This is a genomic window from Cytobacillus firmus (genome assembly GCF_023657595.1).
Classification (GTDB): Bacteria; Bacillota; Bacilli; order Bacillales; family Cytobacillaceae; genus Cytobacillus; species Cytobacillus firmus_B.
Genome location: NZ_CP098323.1, coordinates 3936444 through 3960034 on the forward strand (window position 1 = coordinate 3936444; position 23591 = coordinate 3960034).

At 42.3% G+C, this 23591-nt stretch carries 21 protein-coding genes; 4 read left to right on the forward strand and 17 right to left on the reverse strand.

Annotated elements, in window-relative coordinates; translation table 11 throughout:
* Nucleotides 1-71: 71 nt before the first annotated feature.
* The 5 genes from NAF01_RS19920 to NAF01_RS19940 all read right to left on the reverse strand — a co-directional run bounded on the left by NAF01_RS19920 (nucleotide 72) and on the right by NAF01_RS19940 (nucleotide 5490).
* Nucleotides 72-548: a MaoC/PaaZ C-terminal domain-containing protein gene (locus tag NAF01_RS19920; RefSeq protein WP_048008373.1), complete on the reverse strand. Its 477-nt coding sequence runs from the start codon at nucleotides 546-548 to the stop codon at nucleotides 72-74.
* A gap of 184 nt (nucleotides 549-732) precedes the next feature.
* On the reverse strand, nucleotides 733-1674 hold the full coding sequence (gene mdh / locus NAF01_RS19925) for a malate dehydrogenase (protein WP_048008372.1): 942 nt from the start codon (nucleotides 1672-1674) through the stop codon (nucleotides 733-735).
* Nucleotides 1675-1883: 209 nt separating this feature from the next.
* Complete coding sequence (gene icd, locus NAF01_RS19930; RefSeq protein ID WP_197208041.1) at nucleotides 1884-3152, reverse strand: NADP-dependent isocitrate dehydrogenase; 1269 nt, start codon at nucleotides 3150-3152, stop codon at nucleotides 1884-1886.
* Between the two features lie 208 nt (nucleotides 3153-3360).
* A complete protein-coding gene (gene citZ / locus NAF01_RS19935) occupies nucleotides 3361-4482 on the reverse strand; it encodes a citrate synthase (protein WP_048008370.1) in 1122 nt (373 codons plus the stop codon).
* Nucleotides 4483-5028: 546 nt separating this feature from the next.
* Nucleotides 5029-5490 carry a DUF441 domain-containing protein gene (locus NAF01_RS19940; protein ID WP_048008369.1) on the reverse strand — a complete coding sequence of 154 codons (462 nt, stop codon included), beginning with the start codon at nucleotides 5488-5490 and terminating at the stop codon, nucleotides 5029-5031.
* 224 nt (nucleotides 5491-5714) lie between these two features.
* On the opposite strand from NAF01_RS19940, the gene ytvI reads away from it, so the two are divergent.
* Nucleotides 5715-6836: a sporulation integral membrane protein YtvI gene (ytvI, locus tag NAF01_RS19945; protein WP_250801012.1), complete on the forward strand. Its 1122-nt coding sequence runs from the start codon at nucleotides 5715-5717 to the stop codon at nucleotides 6834-6836.
* A 199-nt stretch (nucleotides 6837-7035) separates the two neighbouring features.
* Here the strand turns inward: ytvI and NAF01_RS19950 are convergent, their stop codons facing one another.
* The 8 genes from NAF01_RS19950 to dnaE all read right to left on the reverse strand — a co-directional run bounded on the left by NAF01_RS19950 (nucleotide 7036) and on the right by dnaE (nucleotide 18176).
* A complete protein-coding gene (locus NAF01_RS19950) occupies nucleotides 7036-7422 on the reverse strand; it encodes an FxsA family protein (protein ID WP_222497603.1) in 387 nt (128 codons plus the stop codon).
* 122 nt (nucleotides 7423-7544) lie between these two features.
* Nucleotides 7545-9305, reverse strand: coding sequence for a pyruvate kinase (gene pyk / locus NAF01_RS19955; protein ID WP_250801013.1), 1761 nt, complete (start codon nucleotides 9303-9305; stop codon nucleotides 7545-7547).
* A gap of 86 nt (nucleotides 9306-9391) precedes the next feature.
* Complete coding sequence (gene pfkA / locus NAF01_RS19960) at nucleotides 9392-10351, reverse strand: 6-phosphofructokinase (RefSeq protein WP_048008365.1); 960 nt, start codon at nucleotides 10349-10351, stop codon at nucleotides 9392-9394.
* Between the two features lie 402 nt (nucleotides 10352-10753).
* Entirely contained in the window at nucleotides 10754-11731 is a 978-nt protein-coding gene (gene accA, locus NAF01_RS19965; RefSeq protein WP_048008364.1) for an acetyl-CoA carboxylase carboxyl transferase subunit alpha, read from the reverse strand.
* Nucleotides 11716-12594 carry an acetyl-CoA carboxylase, carboxyltransferase subunit beta gene (accD, locus tag NAF01_RS19970; protein ID WP_048008363.1) on the reverse strand — a complete coding sequence of 293 codons (879 nt, stop codon included), beginning with the start codon at nucleotides 12592-12594 and terminating at the stop codon, nucleotides 11716-11718. Before accD ends, accA begins: the two co-directional genes overlap by 16 nt.
* A 162-nt stretch (nucleotides 12595-12756) precedes the next feature.
* The gene (locus NAF01_RS19975) at nucleotides 12757-13380 is read right to left on the reverse strand and encodes a FadR/GntR family transcriptional regulator (protein ID WP_082138924.1); all 624 of its coding nucleotides are present in this window, start codon (nucleotides 13378-13380) and stop codon (nucleotides 12757-12759) included.
* 8 nt (nucleotides 13381-13388) lie between these two features.
* Nucleotides 13389-14627, reverse strand: coding sequence for an NADP-dependent malic enzyme (locus tag NAF01_RS19980; protein WP_250801014.1), 1239 nt, complete (start codon nucleotides 14625-14627; stop codon nucleotides 13389-13391).
* Nucleotides 14628-14816: 189 nt separating this feature from the next.
* Nucleotides 14817-18176, reverse strand: coding sequence for a DNA polymerase III subunit alpha (dnaE, locus tag NAF01_RS19985; RefSeq protein WP_250802504.1), 3360 nt, complete (start codon nucleotides 18174-18176; stop codon nucleotides 14817-14819).
* A 115-nt stretch (nucleotides 18177-18291) separates the two neighbouring features.
* On the opposite strand from dnaE, the gene NAF01_RS19990 reads away from it, so the two are divergent.
* Together NAF01_RS19990 and ytrI are read left to right on the forward strand one after the other, a co-directional pair.
* The gene (locus tag NAF01_RS19990; protein ID WP_309229251.1) at nucleotides 18292-18687 is read left to right on the forward strand and encodes a sporulation membrane protein YtrH; all 396 of its coding nucleotides are present in this window, start codon (nucleotides 18292-18294) and stop codon (nucleotides 18685-18687) included.
* Nucleotides 18684-19184 carry a sporulation membrane protein YtrI gene (ytrI, locus tag NAF01_RS19995; protein ID WP_048008360.1) on the forward strand — a complete coding sequence of 167 codons (501 nt, stop codon included), beginning with the start codon at nucleotides 18684-18686 and terminating at the stop codon, nucleotides 19182-19184. The genes NAF01_RS19990 and ytrI overlap by 4 nt, the downstream gene beginning before the upstream one ends.
* A 30-nt stretch (nucleotides 19185-19214) precedes the next feature.
* Here the strand turns inward: ytrI and NAF01_RS20000 are convergent, their stop codons facing one another.
* Entirely contained in the window at nucleotides 19215-20153 is a 939-nt protein-coding gene (locus NAF01_RS20000; RefSeq protein ID WP_250801015.1) for a DHH family phosphoesterase, read from the reverse strand.
* 138 nt (nucleotides 20154-20291) lie between these two features.
* Here NAF01_RS20000 and NAF01_RS20005 point away from each other — a divergent pair, with 138 nt between their 5' ends.
* On the forward strand, nucleotides 20292-20597 hold the full coding sequence (locus NAF01_RS20005; protein ID WP_250801016.1) for a YtpI family protein: 306 nt from the start codon (nucleotides 20292-20294) through the stop codon (nucleotides 20595-20597).
* 437 nt (nucleotides 20598-21034) lie between these two features.
* Here NAF01_RS20005 and NAF01_RS20010 read toward each other — a convergent pair whose 3' ends face one another.
* The 3 genes from NAF01_RS20010 to NAF01_RS20020 form a co-directional block, all read right to left on the reverse strand.
* Complete coding sequence (locus tag NAF01_RS20010; protein ID WP_048008356.1) at nucleotides 21035-22354, reverse strand: CBS domain-containing protein; 1320 nt, start codon at nucleotides 22352-22354, stop codon at nucleotides 21035-21037.
* Nucleotides 22355-22436: 82 nt separating this feature from the next.
* Entirely contained in the window at nucleotides 22437-22685 is a 249-nt protein-coding gene (locus NAF01_RS20015) for a hypothetical protein (RefSeq protein WP_250801017.1), read from the reverse strand.
* A 105-nt stretch (nucleotides 22686-22790) separates the two neighbouring features.
* On the reverse strand, nucleotides 22791-23471 hold the full coding sequence (locus NAF01_RS20020; RefSeq protein ID WP_197213138.1) for a metal-dependent hydrolase: 681 nt from the start codon (nucleotides 23469-23471) through the stop codon (nucleotides 22791-22793).
* Nucleotides 23472-23591: the final 120 nt, after the last annotated feature.

Sequence of the window (23591 nt, forward strand, 5' to 3'; positions counted from 1 at the left end):
TTTCGGGTCAATTGCTGGAAAGGATGGATTTCATAAAAAAAGATGTGCATATGCTGCACATCTTTTGACTATCAGAAATTGTCCAAAGCATTTCCATCCATTGGCTGAGGCTTGTATGGCGGGCATACAAGGAGCTGTCCATTAATAACTGTCTGGTCCTCTTCATTTGTTCCCTGTACCTTAATTTGCACGGTATGATTTGAGGTGTTCACTTCTATTACTTCAAATAAAAATTGAACCGTACCATAATGATAGACAGGCTTTGAGTACTCGATGTCCTGTTTTAAAACATGGCTTCCAGGGCCCGGCAAATATTTTGATATGGCAGAATTTATGATGCCATTCAGCATAACACTTGGTACAATTGGTTTTTTATAAGGTGTTTGTGAAGCATAATCATGCTGAATATATAAAGGGTTTGCATCGTTTGTCAGGCCCAGATACAGCAATAGGTCCTTGTCTTCTATTTTTTCTGTCAGCGTCAATTTTTCGCCTACAGATATTTCTTCAATGGTTCTTCCCAATTTTCTTTTCTTTCCAAGCAGCATAGCTAAGCACCTCCGAGTGTTGTAACCGTTTACATAATCACTGTAAAAAAATAGACTGCTCAATATTTTAAATTATTCAGTCTATTTTCTATATGATATCATTTTATACTATTTCCCAAAAGGGCTTCCAGTAAAAAAAATCCGGGAAAAATCCCCGGATTTTCTTCACATAGATTAGAACATCCTAGTAAGCTAATACTTCCATTACCTTGCGAACTGAATCTGCCGACTTATCAAGGGCAGCTTTTTCTTCACTTGTCAGTTCAAGCTCTATTACTTTTTCGATTCCGTTTGCTCCAAGGATTGCAGGCACACCAAGATAGATTCCTTCGTAGCCATATTCTCCTTCAAGGTAAGCAATGGAAGGCAGTACGCGGCGCTGATCTTTAAGGATAGCTTCACACATTTCCACTAGGGAAGCAGCTGGAGCATAGTAGGCACTTCCGTTCCCTAATAAGTTGACGATCTCTCCTCCGCCTTTGCGTGTACGCTCGACAATGGCATCTAGACGATCTTTTGAAATTAATGATTCTAAAGGAATGCCGCCAGCATATGAATAGCGGACTAGCGGAACCATGTCATCACCATGTCCGCCAAGTACAAACCCTGTAATGTCTTTAACAGACAAATTCAGTTCCTGCGCGACAAATGTCCGGAAGCGAGCTGTGTCAAGAACACCTGACTGGCCAATTACACGGTTTTTCGGGAAGCCTGATTCCTTGAAAACTGTATAAGTCATCGCATCCACTGGATTAGTAAGCACAACAATATAGCTATTTGGAGAATGTTTTGCAATCTCCTGCGCTACACTTTTCATAATCTTCTGGTTCGTTTGTACAAGGTCATCACGGCTCATGCCCGGCTTCCGTGCAATACCTGCTGTAATAACTACAATGTCAGAGTCTTGTGTATCTTCATAGTTTGAAGTACCTGTGATATTCGAATCGAATCCCTGAACAGGACTTGCTTCAAGCATATCAAGAGCTTTTCCCTTTGTAGGGTTTTCCATTTGCGGAATATCGACCAGCACGACATCACCAAGTTCCTTCTGAGCCAGTAAGAATGCAGTTGTTGCTCCAGTAAATCCTCCACCGATTACAGAAATCTTTTTGCGTTTCAATGACATGAGCAGTTCCTCCTTTTGGAAATGAAAGTTTCAGGATTTGTATCCTTTATGTAAGAGGCTGTTACAAGGAACAGCCTTCCTATATACACAATTTCAGAGAATCGCCAGCTGCCCGGCAAAAGAAGTTTCCTCAGGGAAGCACACAAAATAGCACTGCATGAATAGTATATTAGTCAAAAGCGCCTTTTATTAAAGGCGCTTTTACTTTTTTATTCCATGTTTTTAATTAGTTCGTCGGCAAATTCAGAGCATTTTACTTCTGTTGCTCCATCCATTAGACGCGCAAAGTCATATGTTACGACTTTAGAAGCAATAGATTTCTCCATAGATTTAACGATCATGTTTGCAGCTTCGTTCCATCCAAGGTGCTCAAGCATTAATACACCTGAAAGAATAACAGATGAAGGATTAACCTTATCAAGGCCAGCATACTTCGGAGCTGTACCATGTGTTGCTTCGAAGATCGCATGTCCTGTTTCATAGTTAATGTTTGCTCCAGGAGCAATACCAATTCCGCCTACCTGTGCAGCAAGCGCATCAGAAATATAATCACCGTTCAAGTTCATTGTTGCAACAACATCAAACTCTTTTGGACGGGTAAGGATCTGCTGAAGGAAAATATCAGCAATCGCATCTTTAACAATAATTTTGCCGGCTGCTTCTGCATCTGCCTGAGCTTTGTTTGCAGCTTCAACACCCTGCTCATCCTTAATGCGGTCATATTGAGCCCAAGTGAATACTTTTTCTCCGTACTCTCTTTCAGCAAGCTCATAACCCCAGTTCTTAAAGGCGCCTTCAGTAAATTTCATGATATTGCCTTTATGTACAAGTGTTAAAGATTTACGGCCTTCTTTAATGGCATACTCAATAGCAGCACGTACAAGGCGGCTCGTTCCCTCTTCTGAAACAGGCTTAATGCCGATGCCTGATGTTTCCGGGAAGCGAATCTTATTAACACCCATTTCATCCTTAAGGAATGAGATTAGCTTTTTAACCTCATCAGAACCTTTTGCATACTCAATGCCGGCATAAATATCTTCAGTATTTTCACGGAAAATAACCATATCAGTATCCTGAGGGCGTTTAACTGGAGAAGGAACTCCTTCAAACCAGCGGACCGGACGCAGGCACACAAACAGGTCAAGCTCCTGACGAAGCGCAACGTTTAGAGAACGGATTCCGCCGCCGATTGGTGTTGTTAATGGACCTTTAATCGCAATAAGATATTCATTGATCACATCAAGTGTTTCAGAAGGAAGCCACTCTCCAGTCTGGTTGAAGGCTTTTTCTCCTGCTAACACTTCTTTCCAGACAAGCTTGCGCTCACCTTTGTATGCTTTTTCTACAGATGCATCCAATACACGGGAAGCTGCCGCCCAAATATCTGGTCCTGTTCCGTCTCCTTCGATAAAAGGAACGATTGGATTGTTTGGTACGTTTAGTACACCATTAGTAACTGTGATTTTTTCACCTTGCATTGTTATACCCTCCATTTTGAAAAGTGCAAGCATCAGCCTTTTTATTTATATAGTCTTCGGCATAATGCTGCATCAGTATATCAGAATCAAAGGTTAGAAGGCATTTGCCCCTAACCTTTTCCCTGCTCTCTCTATTACATCAATTTTTTGATAAAAAGTAAAATGCTGAGTAGTCATTTTAGTTCTTTTAATCTGTTTTTTCAGCCTATTAAAGACCTCTTTGCTCTACTGGCACGTATTTTTGCATTCCCGGACCTGTATAGTCTGCACGCGGGCGGATCAAACGATTATTTTCATATTGTTCGAGAATATGAGCCAGCCAGCCAGATACACGGCTTACGGCAAAAATCGGCGTGAACAGGTCATGGTCGATTCCCAGGCTATGGTAAACAGAAGCAGAATAGAAGTCGACATTTGGCGGAAGTTTTTTCTCCCCGGTAACAATCGCTTCAATTTGCGTGGACATTTCGTACCAGTGTGGTTCTCCAGTAAGTTCTGTAAGCTTTTTAGACATTTCCCTTAAGTGCTTGGCACGAGGATCGCCCTGACGGTAAACACGATGGCCAAAGCCCATGATTTTCTCTTTCTTTTCAAGCTTTTCACGGATATACGGTTCTACATTTTCAAGAGTGCCGATATCAGTAAGCATCTTCATTACCGCCTCATTGGCACCGCCATGCAATGGTCCTTTCAATGCGCCAATAGCAGCTGTAACTCCTGAATAAATATCTGACAAAGTAGCTACACATACCCGTGCAGTGAACGTGGAGGCATTCAGTTCATGGTCCGCATGAAGAACCAGCGCTTTATTAAATGCTTCAATTGCGATTGGTTCAGGCTCTTCGCCTGTAAGCATGTATAGGAAGTTGGCTGCAAATCCAAGATCTGTTCTAGGAGCAATTGGTTCAAGGCCTTTTCTTACTCTTGCAAATGCCGTTACGATAGCAGGCATTTTAGCTTGAAGGCGAACTGCTTTTTTATAGTTTGCTTCTTCATCCATCTGGTCTGCTTCTTCATCATAAAGTCCTAATAGAGACACTGCAGAACGAAGGGCAGCCATTGGATGCACTTTGTCAATTGGATATGTTTTAAAATGGTTCAGAACTTCCTCTGGAAGAGAGTAGTTTGCTGCAAGCTGACTCTTTAACTCATCCAGTTGGGTTTTAGCAGGAAGCTTTCTGTGCCATAAAAGATAAATAACCTCTTCAAAGCTTGCATTTTCAGCCAAATCATCAATATTGTAGCCAGCATAGGTTAATGTATCGTCTATGATGGAGCTGATAGACGAAGTAGTAGCTACTACCCCTTCAAGACCGCGTGTTACTGTCATACCGAATCTCTCCTTTACATAATAAAATTTCCCCATACCCATTTTTGTCTGTACATTAAACATAAGTAAGCCGAACCTGATTTTTCATCTTTCAGAAAAGCTTCCTCGTCATGTCCACATTCTGCTTTATCTTTTTGGGACACTTTTATAGGGCTGCAGGACAGCCAATGAAAAGCCGGCTTTATCAGCCGATCTACAGACCAAATTTATGAAAGGTGAAACCATCATTTGGTGAACTCCCGATATATGGAAGAAATAAACTTTCAATTGGCATGCATTAATCGAGCGGTTGCTCGGTACTTACTTAAAAAAAAAGAAAATGCTTACATTTTTCCAAAAATGAAAAAATAAATATATTAATAACATTTTAATAGAGCTTAACTGAATTTAATAGGTACCGTGAAATAGGTTACGCTTACAAGTCCTATTATAAACAATTATCTGACTTTTGTGAATGAAAAGCACTTAATTTGTTAAAAAATATTATTTTTCAAGAAAAGTTTATTTGCATTATTGCCCAAAGGCAATGAAGGATCTAAGAACATTTCATTTAAAAAGCTCAAAGACTTTCATTGCCATATACGCAATCCCTGCTCCTATGAGAGGACCGACGGCAATGCCTTTAAAAAGGGAGACAGCAAGAATGGTCCCCAGAACAAGAGCTGTTGTAATATGGGGATCTTCAGCCAGCAATACGATGCCGCCTTTTGCCAGAAGCGCAACTGCAATCCCCGAGACTAGAGCAACCCACGCATAAGGAGATTTAAATGCTCCGCCTAAATCCCGGAAGCCGATTTCACCACTGGCTATAGGTGCAAGGACAGCAATGGTAATAATGGTTACACCCCAGTTAATTCCCTTGGACTGCAGAAATGAAAAAGTTTTTGAATCCAAGCCGGCTGCTTTAAGGACAATCAAAACAAAGACAGCAATGATCAGTGATTGATTTTTTGCTATTACACCTATCCCCAGCAATAGAAACAAAAAAATGAGTGATTGGGAAAACATCTGCTAATTCACCTGCCAGCTTTCTATATTATCGTAACATAATTTAAATCAATTTAATAATTTCCGGGTTCTTTGCCTGATATTTAAAAATAGAATAAGTACTAATAGAATATATCTAATTATTTTAAGCTCTTGAAAAAATGATGTATGATATGACTAATAACATTACATAAAGTAAAGCTGCAATGACTTAGTCTGTTCAAATTTAATAAGGAGGCTATTACTTGAACCCGGCATATATCTATCGGACCGTAAGATTTTTCTTTGTCATTGGAGTGGTGATCTTAAGTCTCTATGCTTTCCTATATTTATCCAAAGTGACTTATCCTTTCATTATTGGACTGGCCATTGCCTTTCTAATTAACCCTTTGGTCAATATAATGGAGGTTAAATGGAAATTACCAAGGGCTCTTGCAGTGCTCATTGCACTGATTATTATCTTTGCCATTTTTGCCGGATTAATCACATTGCTGGTGGCTGAGATCGTATCAGGTGCCGATTATTTAGCAAAAGTAGTACCTCAGCACCTTGATACCTTAATAGGTTTTGTTGAGCAATTCTTTGCAGGGCAAATCATTCCTCTTTATAACCAGCTGGCAAGTTTATTTAATAACTTGGGAACAGGACAGCAGGATACCATTATGACGAATATAGAAAATGTCGGGAAGCAATTTGGGTCTACACTGGGAGATTTTATCCAGGCATTTTTCGAGAAAATCCCAAACATTCTTTCATGGTTTCCCAATGCTGCAACTGTCCTGATCTTCTCGCTGCTGGCCACTTTTTTTATAAGCAAGGATTGGCACAGGCTTTCAGGTATTTTCAGCCGCATGCTGCCCAGCCGCGCAAAAAAAAGCGGCAGAACCGTATTTGCCGATCTGCAGAAGGCTTTATTTGGTTTCGTCAAGGCACAGGCTACTTTAGTATCTATTACTACGGTTATCATACTTGCCGGACTTCTGATTCTGCGTGTCGATTATGCCATCACAATTGCACTTGTGACTGGCCTTGTAGATATTATTCCCTATCTCGGAACAGGGCTGATTTTTGTGCCGTGGATTATATTTGAGGCAATCGGCGGAGAAATGAGCAGGGCACTCGGGCTGGGCATTCTTTATATCATCGTTTTGGTCCAGCGCCAGATAATGGAGCCAAAGATTCTTTCATCAAGCATCGGGCTTGATCCATTAGCAACCCTGATTGCTTTATTTGCCGGTTTTAAGCTGATAGGCTTTCTGGGCCTGATTGCAGGTCCGGTTACTCTTGTCCTCCTCACTACTCTTCATAAAGCTGGGGTATTCAGAGATATCTGGTTATTTATAAAAGGCAATGAAAAAGCCGATTAGGGTCATAAATTTTGGCATCCCCTTAAGTCATGCTATGCTGAGGATTGGATACAGGGCACTTGCCTAACCAAAAGAGTTAAATGTCACCGCACAATGGCAATAGTTCCACTGAGCGGGATAATAACCATGGGATTGTCATATTCCAGTAAATTAAACCAGCCGCTCCTATGAATCGGAGCGGCTTTATATATAGCTATCTTTACCTGATTATCGTGATCGTTCCCTTGTTCATCCATTTTTTCAGCCCTATATAAAGCATGTTTTTAAGGACTTTTCTTGTAGAAGGAAGAAGCAAAGTAAAACCTAATGCATCTGTAATGAAACCGGGTGCCAGAAGCAGCGTCCCGCCAATAAGGATGCAGGCCCCTTCAAGAATAGCATCACCAGGCATTTGCCCGTATCGCAGCTGATCCTGGATTTTTCTGATTGCTTCAAGACCCTGCTTTTTAGCGAGATAAGCACCGAGAACACCTGTAAGCAGGATAATCGCAAGTGTAGGCCATAGCCCAATGGTGTTGCCTGAAAGAAGTAAAACTCCAATTTCAGCAGCTGGAACGATTATCATCAGCAAAAGAATGTAGCGCATTAAGCCACCTCTATTTTGTTTAAGACTTACCATTATTATATCAGACAAGGCACTGAGAATATAACTATTTGTCCCGCAAAGTAAAAAAAGGAAGGGAGCCCCCTTCCTTCTACAAATTCAAATTATAATACGCTTGCATGGCCGTTGTAAATTACACCGCGCTGAGAGTCAACTGTGATTTCCTGTCCATCTTTTAAAAGGCTTGTTGCATTTTCAACCCCTACAATGACAGGTATACCAATATTAAGGCCGACAACAGCGGCATGGCTTGTAAGCCCGCCTTCTTCTGTAATAAGCGCACTGCATTTCTCAATCGCAGGCACCATTTCACGGTCTGAGCCAATTGTAACCAGAATAGAGCCTTCTGTTACCTTCGCTAATGCTTCCTCTGCATTTCTTGCCACAACGACTTTTCCAAAGGCTGATTTACGCCCGATTCCTTGTGCCTTAGCAAGAATGTCCCCCACTACATGAATTTTCATTAAGTTGGTGGTACCTGCTTCACCCACAGGAACTCCTGCTGTGATTACAACTAAATCTCCTGAAGCAACAATTCCGCTGTTCAAGCTTTCTTCAACGGCGATATCAAGCATATCGTCTGTTGTAGATGCTTTCTGGCCAATTTGAGGGTATACACCCCATGTTAAAGATAAACGCCGTGACACATGGTCATTAGAAGTAACGGCAACGATTGGTGCTTTAGGACGATACTTGGAAATCATCCTAGCTGTATGGCCGCTTTCAGTCGGAGTGATAATTGCGTTGACATCCAGGTTTAGAGCTGTATGTGCCACTGATTCTCCAATTGCATCAGTAATGTTATGCTCATTATCTTTGCTGCGATTTGACAGAATTTCTTTATGATCTAATGCAGATTCCGCTCTTGATGCAATGTTGTGCATTGTCTGCACAGCCTCGACAGGATAAGAGCCCGCAGCCGTCTCACCGGATAACATGATCGCATCAGTACCATCAAAAATGGCATTTGCTACATCACTCGCTTCTGCGCGTGTAGGTCGCGGGTTGCGCTGCATCGAATCGAGCATTTGTGTTGCAGTAATGACTGGTTTCCCCTGTGCATTGCATTTTTTAATTAATTTCTTTTGTACGAGCGGCACCTCTTCTGCTGGAATTTCAACTCCGAGGTCTCCGCGTGCTACCATAAGTCCGTCAGAAATTTCAAGAATTTCTTCAATATTATCTACACCTTCCTGATTTTCAATCTTAGGAATGATGTTGATATATGATGCATTGTGCTCTTCAAGCAGCTGTCTGATTTCCAAAACATCAGATGCTCTGCGGACAAAAGAAGCGGCAATGAAATCGACGCCCTGTTCAATTCCGAAAATGATGTCCTGCGCATCTTTCTCTGTTATGCCGGGAAGATTGACAGAAACACCTGGAACATTGACTCCTTTTTTATTTTTAAGTGTTCCGCTATTTAAAATTTTTGTGTGGATTTCACTGTTGGCCTTATCAATTTTTGTCACTTCCAGACCAATTAAACCGTCATCAAGCAAAATTTTGCTTCCTGTGCCCACATCTTCAATAAGGCCTGCGTATGTAACAGAAAACTTATCTGCTGTTCCTTCAACCTCGTTCATGGAAATAATAATGTTTTCCCCAGCGCTCAGTTCAATCGCGCCACCCGCCATATTATTTGTGCGGATTTCCGGCCCTTTAGTGTCCAAAAGGATGGCTACAGTTTTGCCGGTCTTTGCTGAAGCTTCACGGATATTTTGAATTCGCTGGCCATGTTCCTCGAAATCACCATGGGAAAAATTCAACCGGGCAACATTCATGCCTGCTTCAATAAGCTGTGTTAACTTTTCAACACTTTCACTGGCAGGTCCAATAGTACAAACGATCTTCGTTTTACGCATTATAATTTACCTCCTGAATTAATACAGCTAGATTACCGGCACAGGCGGCTTTTGGGAGCCGCGTGCTGGTTTATTATGTGACAAAATTAAATAGACAGCTCTTTCGAGAGTTTGTAAAGATCCAGGTCAAGTGTATGCTCTCTATCCAATATTTCAATTATATCATGGTCAACCAGTTTATTATTTTGAATTCCTACTGCACGTCCGCCTTTTCCTTCAAGAATAAGCTCAACTGCATAAGCTCCCAGGCGGCTAGCCAGCACCCGGTCGAATGCAGTTGGGGAACCGCCCCGCTGCATATGACCAAGCACGGAAACACGTGTATCAAAATTTGTTGTTTCTTTGATTTGCTTGGCAAATTCCACGCCGCTGCAGACTCCTTCTGCAACTACAATGATACTGTGTTTTTTGCCGCGTTCATGTCCCTTTTTCAATCTCTCTGCAATTTCATCCATACTATAGCCGGCTTCAGGAATAAGGATTGTTTCCGCACCGCCTGCTAATCCTGCACATAAAGCGATGTCTCCTGCATCTCTTCCCATTACTTCAATGATAAATGTTCGTTCATGAGAAGTAGCTGTATCACGGATTTTATCAATTGCATCAATAACCGTATTTAATGCTGTGTCAAAGCCAATAGTATATTGCGTTCCCGGAATATCGTTATCGATGGTGCCAGGTACGCCTACACAGGGAAATCCATGCTCTGTCAAAGCTTTGGCTCCACGGTATGAACCGTCCCCGCCAATTACGACAAGACCCTCAATACCATGCTTGTTCATTTGATCAATGCCCTTTTGCTGGCCTTCTTTTGTTTTGAACTCTTCGCTTCTTGCTGAATGCAAAACAGTACCGCCGCGATGGATGATATCTCCAACCGAACCGAGGTCAAGCTTCTTAATATTTCCTGACATCAAGCCGGAATATCCGCCATAAACACCATACACTTCAATATTATGATAGATCGCTTTACGGACAACTGCACGTACAGCCGCATTCATTCCAGGAGAATCGCCGCCGCTTGTTAAGACTCCTATTTTCTTCACAATAATCACCTCAAATTTTTATATCACCATAAGAAAGCGTGTTTTCTTGCTGTGCTGTATTTTAACAGCCTATAAAGAATGTACATGCCTGCCCGAAAATTCTGTATGTAATATAGGCTCTCTATATGTAATGTAAAGCAGAGCATTCTATGCTTATCTTATTATTGAACAAAACGCTATTGAATATTTCTAAAATACCATGAAGAAGGGAGCATCTCAACTTAATCAGACAATTTCAAAGAAATACAGAATTGTCGGGATACTGAAAGCGTTTTATATAGAAAAAACTGCTTTTTTCTACTATAAAGACAGTATTATTGCGACTCTCCAGCGCCTGAGCCGGCCCTCGCTTTCTGCACAGCCAGCTATGAAAAAAATAAAAGCGTGCCCGAAAGCACGCTTTTATTTTACCCCAATAAATTCCTTTAAAAACGAATATTCGCCAATAGATTTGAACTTGTTGTACCGGTGATTGATCAGCTGGTCTTCAGTAAGATCCATCAGATCCTTCAATGAGTGAGTAAGGACTTCTCCAATTTCCGCAGCCTGAACCTTTACATCTTTGTGGGCTCCGCCCTTTACTTCTTCAATAATCTCATCCACCACACCCAGTTCCTTTAAATCCGGTGCAGTGATTCTCATGGATTCTGCAGCTTTTTTTGCCTGGGTTGCATCTTTCCAAAGAATAGCAGCCGCTCCTTCTGGAGAAATAACCGAATAAGTGGAGTTTTCGAGCATATGGATATGGTTTCCTACGCCAAGAGCAAGAGCTCCGCCGCTTCCGCCTTCCCCAATGACGATACAAATAACCGGGACTCTGAGGCTTGCCATTTCAAACAGGTTCTTGGCAATTGCCTCACTCTGTCCTCGTTCCTCTGCAGCTTTCCCTGGGTAGGCACCCTTTGTATCAATGAAACAGATAATAGGCCTCCTGAATTTATCGGCCTGCTTCATAAGCCTTAATGCTTTGCGGTATCCTTCGGGATGCGGCATGCCAAAATTTCTGCGGATATTCTCTTTTGTGTCTTTTCCCCGCTGGTGGCCGATGACAGTAACCGGAACTCCCCTAAACTTTGCGATACCGCCAACAATCGCCTCATCATCACCAAAAGCACGATCCCCATGACACTCGAAAAAATCCTCAAAAAGGTGAGAGATATAATCCAGTGTAGTCGGCCTTGCGGGATGCCTTGCAATCTGCACACGATCCCACGGTTTCATATTTTCATATATATCGGCTTCTAATTTTTCCAACCTGGCTTCCAGCTTCTCTATCTCAGAAGATAGGTCTACATCGGCTGTTTTGGTAAACTCTTTTAATTCAGCAATCTTTTTTTTCAGTTCCATAACCGGACGCTCAAATTCTAATTCTCCTGCCATTGGAAGTCACCTCCTGGTTGATGTATGGATAAAATAGCTGATATTTTTTCTTTTAACTCTGTTCTAGGTATTACTGCATCCAATTGACCGCATTTTAGTAAGAATTCTGCTGTCTGGAAGTCTTCCGGCAATTCTTCACGGATCGTTTGTTCTATGATCCTGCGTCCCGCAAATCCAATCAACGCACCAGGTTCTGCCAGATTATAGTCGCCCAGTGAAGCAAAACTTGCAGATACACCGCCTGTTGTCGGGTGAGTCATGATTGAAATAATGAGTCCTCCATTATCACTGAATCTTTTTAGTGCGACACTTGTCTTGGCCATTTGCATCAGGCTCAAGACTCCTTCCTGCATTCGTGCACCGCCTGAAGCGGTAAATATAATAAAAGGAACCTGCAATTCATCAGCTTTTTCAATGGCACGGGTAATTTTCTCTCCGACTACTGAACCCATGCTTCCCATTCTGAATGTGGAATCCATAACAGCTACTGCAATTTTTTGGCCGTTTACAGTGCCTGTCCCAGTCACTACCGCTTCATTTATCTTTGTCTTTTCCCGATCCTTCTCCAGCTTTTCAATATAATCCGGGAAATTCAGAGGATTTTCAGATATCATGTTCGCGTTAATTTCTTCAAAACTATTAGCATCCAAAAAGCTTGCTAAACGCTCTTTTGAATTCATAGTATGGTGGTAATGACAATGGAAACACACTTTAAGGTTCTTAACCAATTCTTTGGTATACATGATTTTCTTGCAGTTAGGACACTTTGTCATGATTCCTTCCGGCACATCCTGCTTTGCCGTTTCCGATGGAATGGTAGCATATTTCTTCTTCTTCGTCTTAGTAAAAATATCTTTAAGCAAGATGAAACCTCCCTGATAATAGCTAAATCATTTCCATTAATTTCATCAGTGGTCAGACCACTGATGTAAAAATGAATGCCTAACTTTTCTAGGCTTCATTTATGCTTGTCTGATTATTTAAATATAGATGATATCCAAAATTAATTCTGCAAAAAATTGTCGTTAATCCTTCGACAAATTTCTTAAATTTCTATATACACGAATAACTTCGGAATCTTTTCTGGAAATCAAGGTATCAACCAGCTCTGCATATTGCTCCTTGGTGATCATCATTTTCTCTAAATCCAAAGAATTGTAATAATCTTTGAGAATGATCCAAATACGGAGGAAAAGATGATTATCTGCAAGTGTGACGATTTCAAGAAAAAAGTCATCATCTGTGCAGTCTGATTCCAGGGTCCATTTTTTGAACCTCAGTAGCCGATCTTCATCAGCCTTTTGAATAATTAGCCATAAACAATCAAGTTCAATAAGAAACTTGGTTTCTTTAACATCTCTTATAGATTTCTTATCCTGAAGAATAAACGTGCTGAGCAGCTGTACGAGCTGATGCCCCCTAAAATCCCTCATAAAAGTTCCCTCGCCTCTCCTTGTCTCAATTAAGCCAAGAAGTTCAAGAGCTCTTAATGCTTCCCGAACGGAAGAGCGCCCGACACCCAGGCGCTCTGACAGCTCTCTTTCGGAAGGCAATCGATCTCCAGGCTTAAGACCATCATGTTCAATCATGGTCCTAAGCTGTTTGACAATGCCGATATAAACCTTCGTGTTATTTTGAGGTGGATTCACTTATGGAATCACTCACCTTTTCCAATGACTGCAAGTTGCTTCGTTTTTTCCTTCACTTCTTCAGGATCAACTTTAATGCGGGCAACGCCCGTTTCCATAGCTGCCTTTGCTACAGCAGCTGCAACTTCCGGTGCGACACGGGGATCGAATGGCCCCGGGATGACATAATCTGCATTCAATTCATCCTGATGAACCAAATTAGCAATGGCTTCTACAGCAGCCACTTTCATTTTCTCATTTATATGAGTTGCTCGGACATCCAGTGCTCCGCGGAAGATTCCAGGGAAAGCCAGCACATTGTTTACCTGGTTTGGAAAGTCGGATCTTCCAGTTCCAACCACCATTGCCCCAGCCGCTTTTGCTTCTTCAGGCATAATTTCAGGAGTTGGATTAGCCATGGCGAATATAATCGGATCCTGATTCATAGTGCCAATCATCTCAGCCGTCAGGGCTCCGGCAGCAGAAACCCCGATGAATACGTCAGCCCCTTTAATAACATCTGCAAGGCTTCCATTCGCATTCTCGCGATTCGTGTACTTTGCAACTTCATTTTTAATTTCATTCATACCTTGCGGGCGGCCTTCATAAATAGCACCTTTAGTGTCACACATAATGATATCGCGAACACCGTAGCTGTATAAAAGTTTAATAATGGCAATCCCGGCAGCACCGGCACCATTTGCGACAACCTTAATTTCATTCATTTTCTTCCCGGAAATCTTCAGGGCATTTACAAGGCCTGCAACAGTTACAATAGCAGTCCCATGCTGATCATCATGAAAAACGGGAATGTTTGTTTCCTTCTTTAATCGCTCCTCTACATAAAAGCAATTGGGAGCAGCAATGTCTTCAAGGTTTACGCCTCCAAATGTAGGCTCGAGAAGTTTTACAGTCTCAACAATTTTATCTACGTCTGTCGTATTAAGGCAAATTGGAAATGCATCCACTCCTGCAAAACTTTTGAAAAGTACAGCTTTACCTTCCATTACAGGCAGGGCAGCTTCCGGCCCGATATTTCCTAGTCCCAGCACTGCTGTTCCATCGGAAACAACCGCGACCATGTTGCCTTTCATCGTATACTCATAGACAGTTTCGGGCTTATCATAAATCTCCTTGCAGGGCTCAGCAACCCCCGGTGAGTAAGCAAGACTTAAGTCTTTGGCATTTCGCACCTGTACTTTAGATTTAGATTCCAATTTCCCTTTATTAGCTCTATGCATATGCAAAGCTTCTTCACGTAAGGTCAAAATTTTCACTCCTCATATTCCGGATAGGATTATATATAAACATAGACTTGACGAATACATGCTTTAAACTCTGCTGCAGTTCTGTTTCAGAATCAGAATGAGCAGGGCTTTTCTTTCGCTCACAGTGGTCAGACCAGTTTATTTTTCTTCTTACAAATATACCATAATTGTTATTGTTGTAAAGGGTAATTACTTTAAAACCACGTTACTCCGGCCAAGCAGCTGCATAAGTAAATTAAGGAAATCCTCTGTCGGAGAGACCAGATCCTCTTCACCCAGGCGAATGGTTTTTCGGGAGGTTTCATAATACAAAACCACTTGAACACTGCCTTCATTTTTCTTAAATAATTCTTTGAGCAAACGAAGATTTTCCGTTGTCTCCCGATCCTCAGTAATCCTTAAATACAATACGGGATCTTTATTTTGCATTTTTTCAATGGCTTCCTTCACATCATCGAGTTGCTGTACAATCATCTGCTTTTTTCCGTCCCGTTCCTCCAGCTTTCCCTCCGCTAAGACGATGTTTCCCTGAGAGCAGAGCATTGAAAACCGGTTAAACACCTTTGGAAACACAACTGCCTCCATATCTCCCGTCTGATCGCTCAAGGAAAGAAACGCCATTGGCTCGCCTTTTTTCGTACGGATTTTTTTTACTTCGGATAAATAAGCAACAGTTTTTGCCTTCTTAACCGTTTTTTCGAGTTCAGTCAGCGGACAGGCTTCCAGCAGGGAAAAATAGGATTCGTAAATTGAAACAGGATGATCTGATAAATACAGACCGAGCACATCTTTTTCAAATTTCAGCTTGTCCTCGGAACGGATCGGATCTACTTCTGTATATTTAGGCTTAGGAAAAAATTCATCATCCTCAAAGAAATCAGCTTGATCATCTTCAGGCAAAACCAGCTGGGCATGCTCCGCAGCTACATCCAGGCTGGCCAGAAGAACAGCTCTATCTTCTCCAAATTCATCAAAGCTGCCTGAATGAACCAGCGATTCAAGGATTTTGCGATTTACTGCTTTTGTTGAAACTCTTATGCAAAAATCAAACAGATCTTCAAAGCGCTTGTTTTTTCTCGCCTGAAAAATATCTCTTAAAGCTGCAGCACCGATTCCTTTTATAGCAGCCAGGCTATATCTGATAGAATTTTTCTCTGCCAGAAAGGAGTAGCCGCTTTTATTAATGGAAGGCGGGCTGAGCGTTAAGCCCATCTGCCTCAGTTCTCCGATATATTGGGCAATCCTGCCTTCATTTCCGATAGCTGAAGTCAGCAGGGAAGCCATAAAGTGAAGCGGATAATGAGTTTTTAAATAAGCCAGCTGATAGGCTATGAAGCTATATGCAACAGCATGGCTCCGGTTGAATCCATAATTTGCGAACCGGACGATTAAGTCATATATATCATGAGCGGTTTGCTCATGATAGCCTTTATTGACTGCTCCCCCAACAAAATGGACACGTTCACGGTCAAGCACTTCTTTTTGCTTCTTGCTGACTGCTCTCCGAAGCAAATCTGCTTCACCCAATGAAAATCCGGCCAGTCTTGCAGCGATTTGCATAATTTGTTCTTGATACACAATGACTCCATACGTATTTTCTAGAATAGGCTTCAAGTCAGGATGAGGATATATGATTGGCTTCCTTCCGTGCTTCCTGTCAATAAAAAGAGGGATATTTTCCATTGGGCCTGGGCGATAAAGAGCATTGACAGCCACAATATCCTCAAACCGCGTTGGCTGAAGCCTTGTCAGGACACTGCGCATCCCATCAGATTCAAGCTGGAAAATACCTGTTGTATCTCCTCTTCCCAAAAGACTGTATACATCCTCATCATCCAGGGGAATTTGTTTTATATCAATCTGTATGCCTGTCTTTCTCTGTATAGAGCTTAGGATATTCTCAATTAATGTCAGGTTTCTAAGACCGAGAAAATCCATTTTTAAAAGGCCGACATCCTCGAGATGCTCCATTGAATATTGGGTCAAATAAACATTTTCATGCCCTTTTTGAATTGGAATGGCCTCAACAAGCGGATGCTCGCTGATGACAACTCCGGCTGCATGGGTCGATGTATGCCTTGGGAGTCCTTCCAGTTTGACAGCTGTGTCAAATAGTCTCCGATTTAAATCGGATTCCTGGGTAAATCTTCTTAAAGGCTCAGATTCTTTGTAGGCCTCCTTGAGAGTGATGCCCAATTTGGAAGGTATTCTTTTTGAAAGCATGTCCAGCTCTTTAGGATTAAGCCCAAATGCCCTGCCGACATCCCGGAGTGCCGCTTTGGCAGCAAGGGTCCCAAATGTAAGAATTTGAGCCACATGCAATTCTCCATATTTTTGGGATACATACCGAATTACCTCATCCCTTCTGTGATCCGGGAAATCAATATCAATATCAGGCATGGAGATTCTTTCCGGGTTAAGGAACCGCTCAAATAAGAGCTGATGCTCAATGGGATCCACATCTGTTATGTAGAGGACATAAGCAACCATCGAACCGGCTGCAGATCCCCGTCCCGGACCGGTTAAAATGCCATTTTCCCTCGAGAACTTCATAAAATCCCAAACGATTAGAAAATAATCACTGAATTTCATGTTTCTGATAATGTTCAGCTCATACCGCAGCCGATTCTTATGCTCATCATCTCCATCCGGATATCTGTCAGCAAAGCCCTGCCAGCACACTTCTTCCAATAGCTCATCGGCACTTATGCCTCCTGCAGCAGGGTATTTAGGAAGATTCTGTTTATCCAGCTCAAGCATTACATTGCATTGCTCAGCAATCATAATCGTATTCTCTAAAGCATCCGGATACTCTGATAGCAGTTCCGCCATTTCCCCGGATGACTTTAAGTAATACTCATTGCTCTTCAGCCGTTCTCTATCTTCATTCTGAAGCTTTTCACCATTTTTAATGGCCAGCAGGCACTCATGGGCAAAAGCTTCCTCTTTTTTTATGTAACAGACACCATTTGAAGCCGCCATGCCAATTCTGGTTTCTTCTGAAAGGTTAACCAGGGGGACGTGGATTTTTTTTTCTTCATGCAGCCCATGATCCTGTAAAGCGAAGAAGAAAGAATTTGGCTCGAAAATGCTGCTGAAAAGGTCAGCTGTTCTTTTTGCCTGGCCGTATTCACCTGCCATAAGAGATTGTTCGATCTCCCCATTTATGCCAGGAGTTAAAGCAAACAATCCTCCGGCATAGTGTTTAAGCCATTTAACAGGAATGCCTTCAGGAGTTTTTGTCTGGACCGTGCTCGTGATTTTTAATAAGTTCTGAAACCCCTGCCGGTTTTTAGCCAGGAGGACCAATGGATAAGCTTCGCCTTCAGATATCTCGCTTAGCACATCCACAGAGAGTCCCAGGATCGGCTTTATGGACTGCTTAAGACATTCTTTATAAAAGGCGACTGCCCCGTACATGACATTTCGGTCCGTCAGAGCCAGGGCAGGAAACCTATTTTCCCTTGCGCTCGTCACAAGCTGCTCTATTCTTGCCGTGCTCGACAGCAGGCTATATGCGCTATATACATGAAGGTGAATAAATGACATGTTTCTCACACCCTTAATTTCTGCTATTTTCATTATAGAACGCCCGTTTCCAAAAAGAAAATATGTTCTCTTTTTAACAGCACCTAAAAAAACATATTTTAATAAGTTTGTCCATATGATGAAGTATCAAGATAATTCTGGCAGGACCATTCCTGCAGCGAGGATGGATGATATGAATACCCAGCCCTTTTTCTCCACTTTAATTGAGAGCTATTTCATTGCGTTCGGTGTTTTGATTGGAGGTTCAATCATTGGCGGCATGGCTGCTTTTCTGACAGGAAAGCCTCCTTTAAATCAAATCTTCCAGATTTCCAATATGATTCGCATTTGGGCCATCATTGCAGCGATAGGAGGGACCTTTGATACAGTTTACAGCTTTGAAAGAGGCGTTATGGACGGACAGACTAAGGATATCTTCAAGCAATTTATGCTGATTCTTTCTGCTCTCGGAGGGGCCCAGACCGGCGCCATGCTCATTAACTGGCTGACTCAGGAGAACATTTCAGCATGAGGATACCGCCTTACTACCGATTGCCATCCTGGCAGCGTTTTTTTGCAGGAATGGCGCTGGGAGGCATTATCAGCTGGTTTATTTTTTTATTTATCTTTGGGCAATGGCAGGAGAGATACAGCAAAGAAATCAAGCTTCAGCAGGATGCTATTTATGAATTGGAAAAAGATAAAGAAATCTGGCAGGAGGAATTCAAAAAATTAAATAAAGAAAACCAGAAAAAACTGACTGTCCAGGATATTTCCATTAAAATTGTCAACGGCGAAAAATATAAACTGGATTCCTTCAGTGTTTTCCAGCTGGAAGATAAAATAAAAGAGGATATCAGCATGATGATTGCCAAAGACATGGATACTGTATATAAAAGCAGTGAACTGATCAAAAAAATCATAGAGAATAAGACACATCGCGTAAACGAAAAAAGGTACCGGGTGGAAGTTAAAGAATTGGTCATCTATACCACTGTCTCAATTGAATTGAATATAATGCTGGATTAATGCCCGGCTTTTTTTGCCGGGCATCATATATCAGTTGTCTCTGCAGACAGCCTCAAGGTCTCTTACAACGGATTCCATCTCATCCCATGAATAAATGGAAGCTCCGGCAGCAAGAGGATGACCTCCGCCTTTATAATTCCTTGCAATTTCATTGATTATTGGACCCTTAGAACGGAACCGTACACGGATTTGATCGCTTTCCTCGATAAAGAAAACCCATGCTTTTATTCCCTTCACATCGCCAAGAGTGCTTACGAGCAGGGATGCTTTGGAAGGTACCGCCTTAAATTCTTCGAGCAATTCCTTTTTCAGGACCATTACAGCAGCCCCGCTGGGTCTCATCTCAAAATTCTGCAGCACATATCCCTTCAGTTTAACAATATTTGCGTCCAGCTCGTACATCTTATCAAACAGTTCCGGACGTGAAAAATTATAATGTATCAGTTCACCCGCAAAGGCAAACGTCTTTTCTGTTGTGCTTGGATAAAGAAAACGGCCGGTGTCGCCAACTATTCCAGCAAATAAAAGCCTAGCCGCCTCATCAGACATTTTTAGTCCCTGTTCTTTGCCGAAAAGATAAAACTCATAAATCATTTCACTTGTAGAGCTTGCATCTGTATCCACCCACATTAAATCCCCATACGGATCCATATTAGGGTGATGATCAATTTTAATCAGCTTGCTGCCCGTTCCATATCTGCCATCACATATCCGCTCTGCATTTGCTGTATCACAGACAATGACCAGCGCACCTTTATATGTATCATCAGATATTTCATCAAGCCTTCTCATAAAATGAAGTGTTTCTTCTTCCTGCCCGACAGTAAAGATCGCTTTCTCCGGAAATGAAGCCTTAAGGATTTCAGCAAGGCCCCCCTGTGAACCATACGCATCCGGGTCCGGACGGACATGCCTATGAATAATGATTGTTTCATATTTTATTATTTCATCTAATATCTTCTGTTTCATGGCGCGCTCCTTTTATTCTGAATACTATATTTTTACCATACCACCATGAAAAGAAAAAGAAAACACTGCACGCTTATGGCATTTTTTTAAAAATGAAGGTAGAATAATAAGAGATTGTCGAAACTTGGAGGTTATGGAATGCCTATATTTGTTATCCTGATTATACTCTCTTTTTCTTTCTATATTTTCTACAAAGTAAAGTTCTTCAGAAGCAGACAGCCGGCTGAAAGACAATGGATATCAGCCAAGTCCAGAATTGCCCTGGGTTCATTTGTTGCCATATTTGGCCTTAATCAGCTGTTTTTATACGATACAACAACTGCTCTCATTGTGGCGATTGTGTTTATTCTTATTGGCGGTCTAAGCATATGGGGCGGCATAAAAGCATACAAATTTTACACGCCTTATGCTGTGAAAGAAGCTGAAGCAGCAAGGAAGAATTAAAGATATCCGGACTTCTGAAAGAAGCCATGCAAAAAAGCCGTTCAATTTTGAGCGGCTTTTTGTTTATTAGTATTAAAGCTTATCTTTGAACGTGGATTACTGTCTAGCTCCAGCGTCTACCTCCTCGAGGTCACAAGCTTGGCTTGTTTCGGCTCCTAGGGACGAAAGACTAGCCAATCCCTTCCAGTACGAAAGAACACCTTCTTGCAGGGCTCGTCTTATGCTTGTCGTCCCTGAGCAGTCGCCTCCACATTTCGGGCAATCCTCCCAAAAAGGCAAAGGACGGCTTTCCGAAAGGCTCGTCTTGTGCTTGAGGGCCCGCGGACAAGGAAGGCTTCGTCAGCATAAACATCGCACGACCGAAAGCAGCAGCTTTTGGGAGGACGTGGCGATCTTAGTCTGCGTTCCTTCCTGGGCAAAGCGCTTACGCATTTCTTTTAATGTCTGTCAATCAGCTGGCACATCATCATCGCCTTACCCACAAGGACACCTTCGTTAAAAACTTCAACATCCACTTTACCGAACTTCCGCCCTACTTCCAGGACTTTGGGGTAGATTTCAAGCATACTGTCAATCTGAACAGGTTTTATAAAATAGACTGTCATATTTTCAACTACGAGATCTCCCTTTTTATAGCTTCTTAACACTCTGTTTGCTGCTTCCGATACAATGGTTGTAAAGACTCCATAGGAAATTGTTCCAAGGTGGTTGGTCATCTGCGGAGTAACCTCGCAGCGATAGACGTCATCCCCTTTTGTTTTCCCCCGTGTCATAACCAGCTGGCTGGTGACAATATCGTCAATTGTTTCACCCACCTGCGGCTGCCTTTGTATCATCTGCAGTGCCTTCAGCACATCCTGGCGGCTTACAATGCCTTCGAGTTTATTCGCTTCATCCACCACTGGAAGCAATTCAATTCCTTCCCACACCATCATATGCGAGGAAGAAGCAACGCTCGTTTTTCCGCCAACTGTCATTGGGTTTTTAGTCATGATTTTTTCGATAAGCGTTTCCTTGTCATGTCCCATGATATCCTTGGAAGTAACTACTCCCTGCACCTTGAGATTATTATCGACAACCGGGAATCGGCTGTGGCCGGTTTCGCGGTTATATGTCATCCAATCTGCAATTGTATCGGTTGTTTTCAGAAAAATCGCCTCTTGCAGAGGAGTCAGGATATCCTCAACAAGTACAATCTCTTTTTTAATCAGCTGGTCATAAATAGCCCGATTGATCATAGTCGCCACTGTGAAGGTATCATAACTGCTTGAGATCACAGGCATCTGCAAATCGTCGGCCAGCTTTTTGACATGGTCTTCGGTATCAAATCCCCCGGTAATTAATACAGCAGCGCCAGCCTTCAAAGCTAATTCGTGTGCCTGTGTCCGGTTTCCGACGATCAGCAGATTTCCGGCATCCGTGTATCTCATCATCGCTTCAAGCTTCATCGCCCCAATAACAAATTTGTTCAATGTTTTATGAAGCCCTGCTCTTCCACCAAGCACCTGGCCGTCTACGATATTAACAACTTCTGCAAAAGTAAGCTTCTCAATATTCTCTTTCTTTTTCCGCTCGATTCTTATTGTCCCAACACGTTCTATTGTACTGACATATCCCTTATTTTCAGCATCCTTAATCGCTCTGTATGCCGTCCCTTCACTCACAGCGAGCGCCTTGGCGATCTGTCTGACCGATATCTTTTCTCCAATTGGCAGTTCATCAATATATTGTAATATTTGCTCATGCTTAGTAGCCAAGACTTTCACCCTCTACAAATTATTCCTTATTTTCATTATAAGGGTAAAGAGGCCTTGATACAATTGACTCCGGCAATCTTCATTACCTGCCTAAGGAGTGCGCCCGCTTCCTGTCTGCCAATTTGCGCACCTGCTTCCCCGAAGCAGCAGCTCTTTTCGGCGCATACAGCAATGCAGTCAGGTTTCCGGCAATGACAAAAAGGGCAAGGGCCAGCCAGCTGATGGCAAAGATCCCTTCCGTCCCTCCATTAAATACGCCCATTCTTGGAGCTGCATAATAAAGCATCAAGCCGCAAAGCAGCAAGCATAGCAAATATCGGTTTTTGTTCAATTTCGCTTCCTCCTTTATCCTGTCCTCCCTAAAATGTATGCGGACAGGCAGGGATTTAGTTATAAAAAAACAAACGCAGCCTCCATTAGAAGCTGCGTTTTCATATTACAATTCGATTGATTCCCCTGCTTCGAGAACCTGCCCGACTCCACCTTCGAGCATGCTGATGAATTTATGAGGATCCTGCCTGATTGGCGGAAATGTGTTGAAGTGAATGGGAACAACCTTTTTGGCACCCAGGAGTTCTGCTGCGTATGCTGCATCATCCGGTCCCATTGTAAAATTGTCTCCAATCGGCAGAAATGCCAAATCGATCGGATGGCGGTCGCCAATTAGCTTCATATCAGAGAAAAGTCCAGTATCCCCTGCATGATAAATGGTTTTTCCTTCTAATGTGACGAGCACTCCGGCAGGCATCCCCAGGTAGATGATTTCCTGGTTTTCCGTCTCGAGACCTGTTCCATGAAACGCCGGTGTCAGCTTGACTCTTCCAAAGTCAAAATTAAATCCGCCGCCGATCGACATTCCATGCGCTTTTACTCCCTGCCACTCAAGATAGGTGGCAAGTTCAAAGTTGGCAATGACAAGAGAATCATTGCGTTTTGCCAGTTCAATCGTGTCCCCGAGATGGTCACCATGTCCATGGGTGACAATGATGACGTCCGGCTTCTGATCCTCAGCTTTTAAGTCTGTCAAACCATTTCCGGTAATAAAGGGGTCTATTAAAATGGTTTTTCCCTGTGATTCGATTTTTACTACTGAATGGCCATGAAATGATACTTTCAATTTGATGCTCCTCTCCTATTTTAAGTTATGTAAGTTACTTCAACGAAAAACAAGTTATTCCTGCTTCCTTTTTATATATACCCGAATTGGCAATCTTTAAAAAGTTTACAATCCTATGGT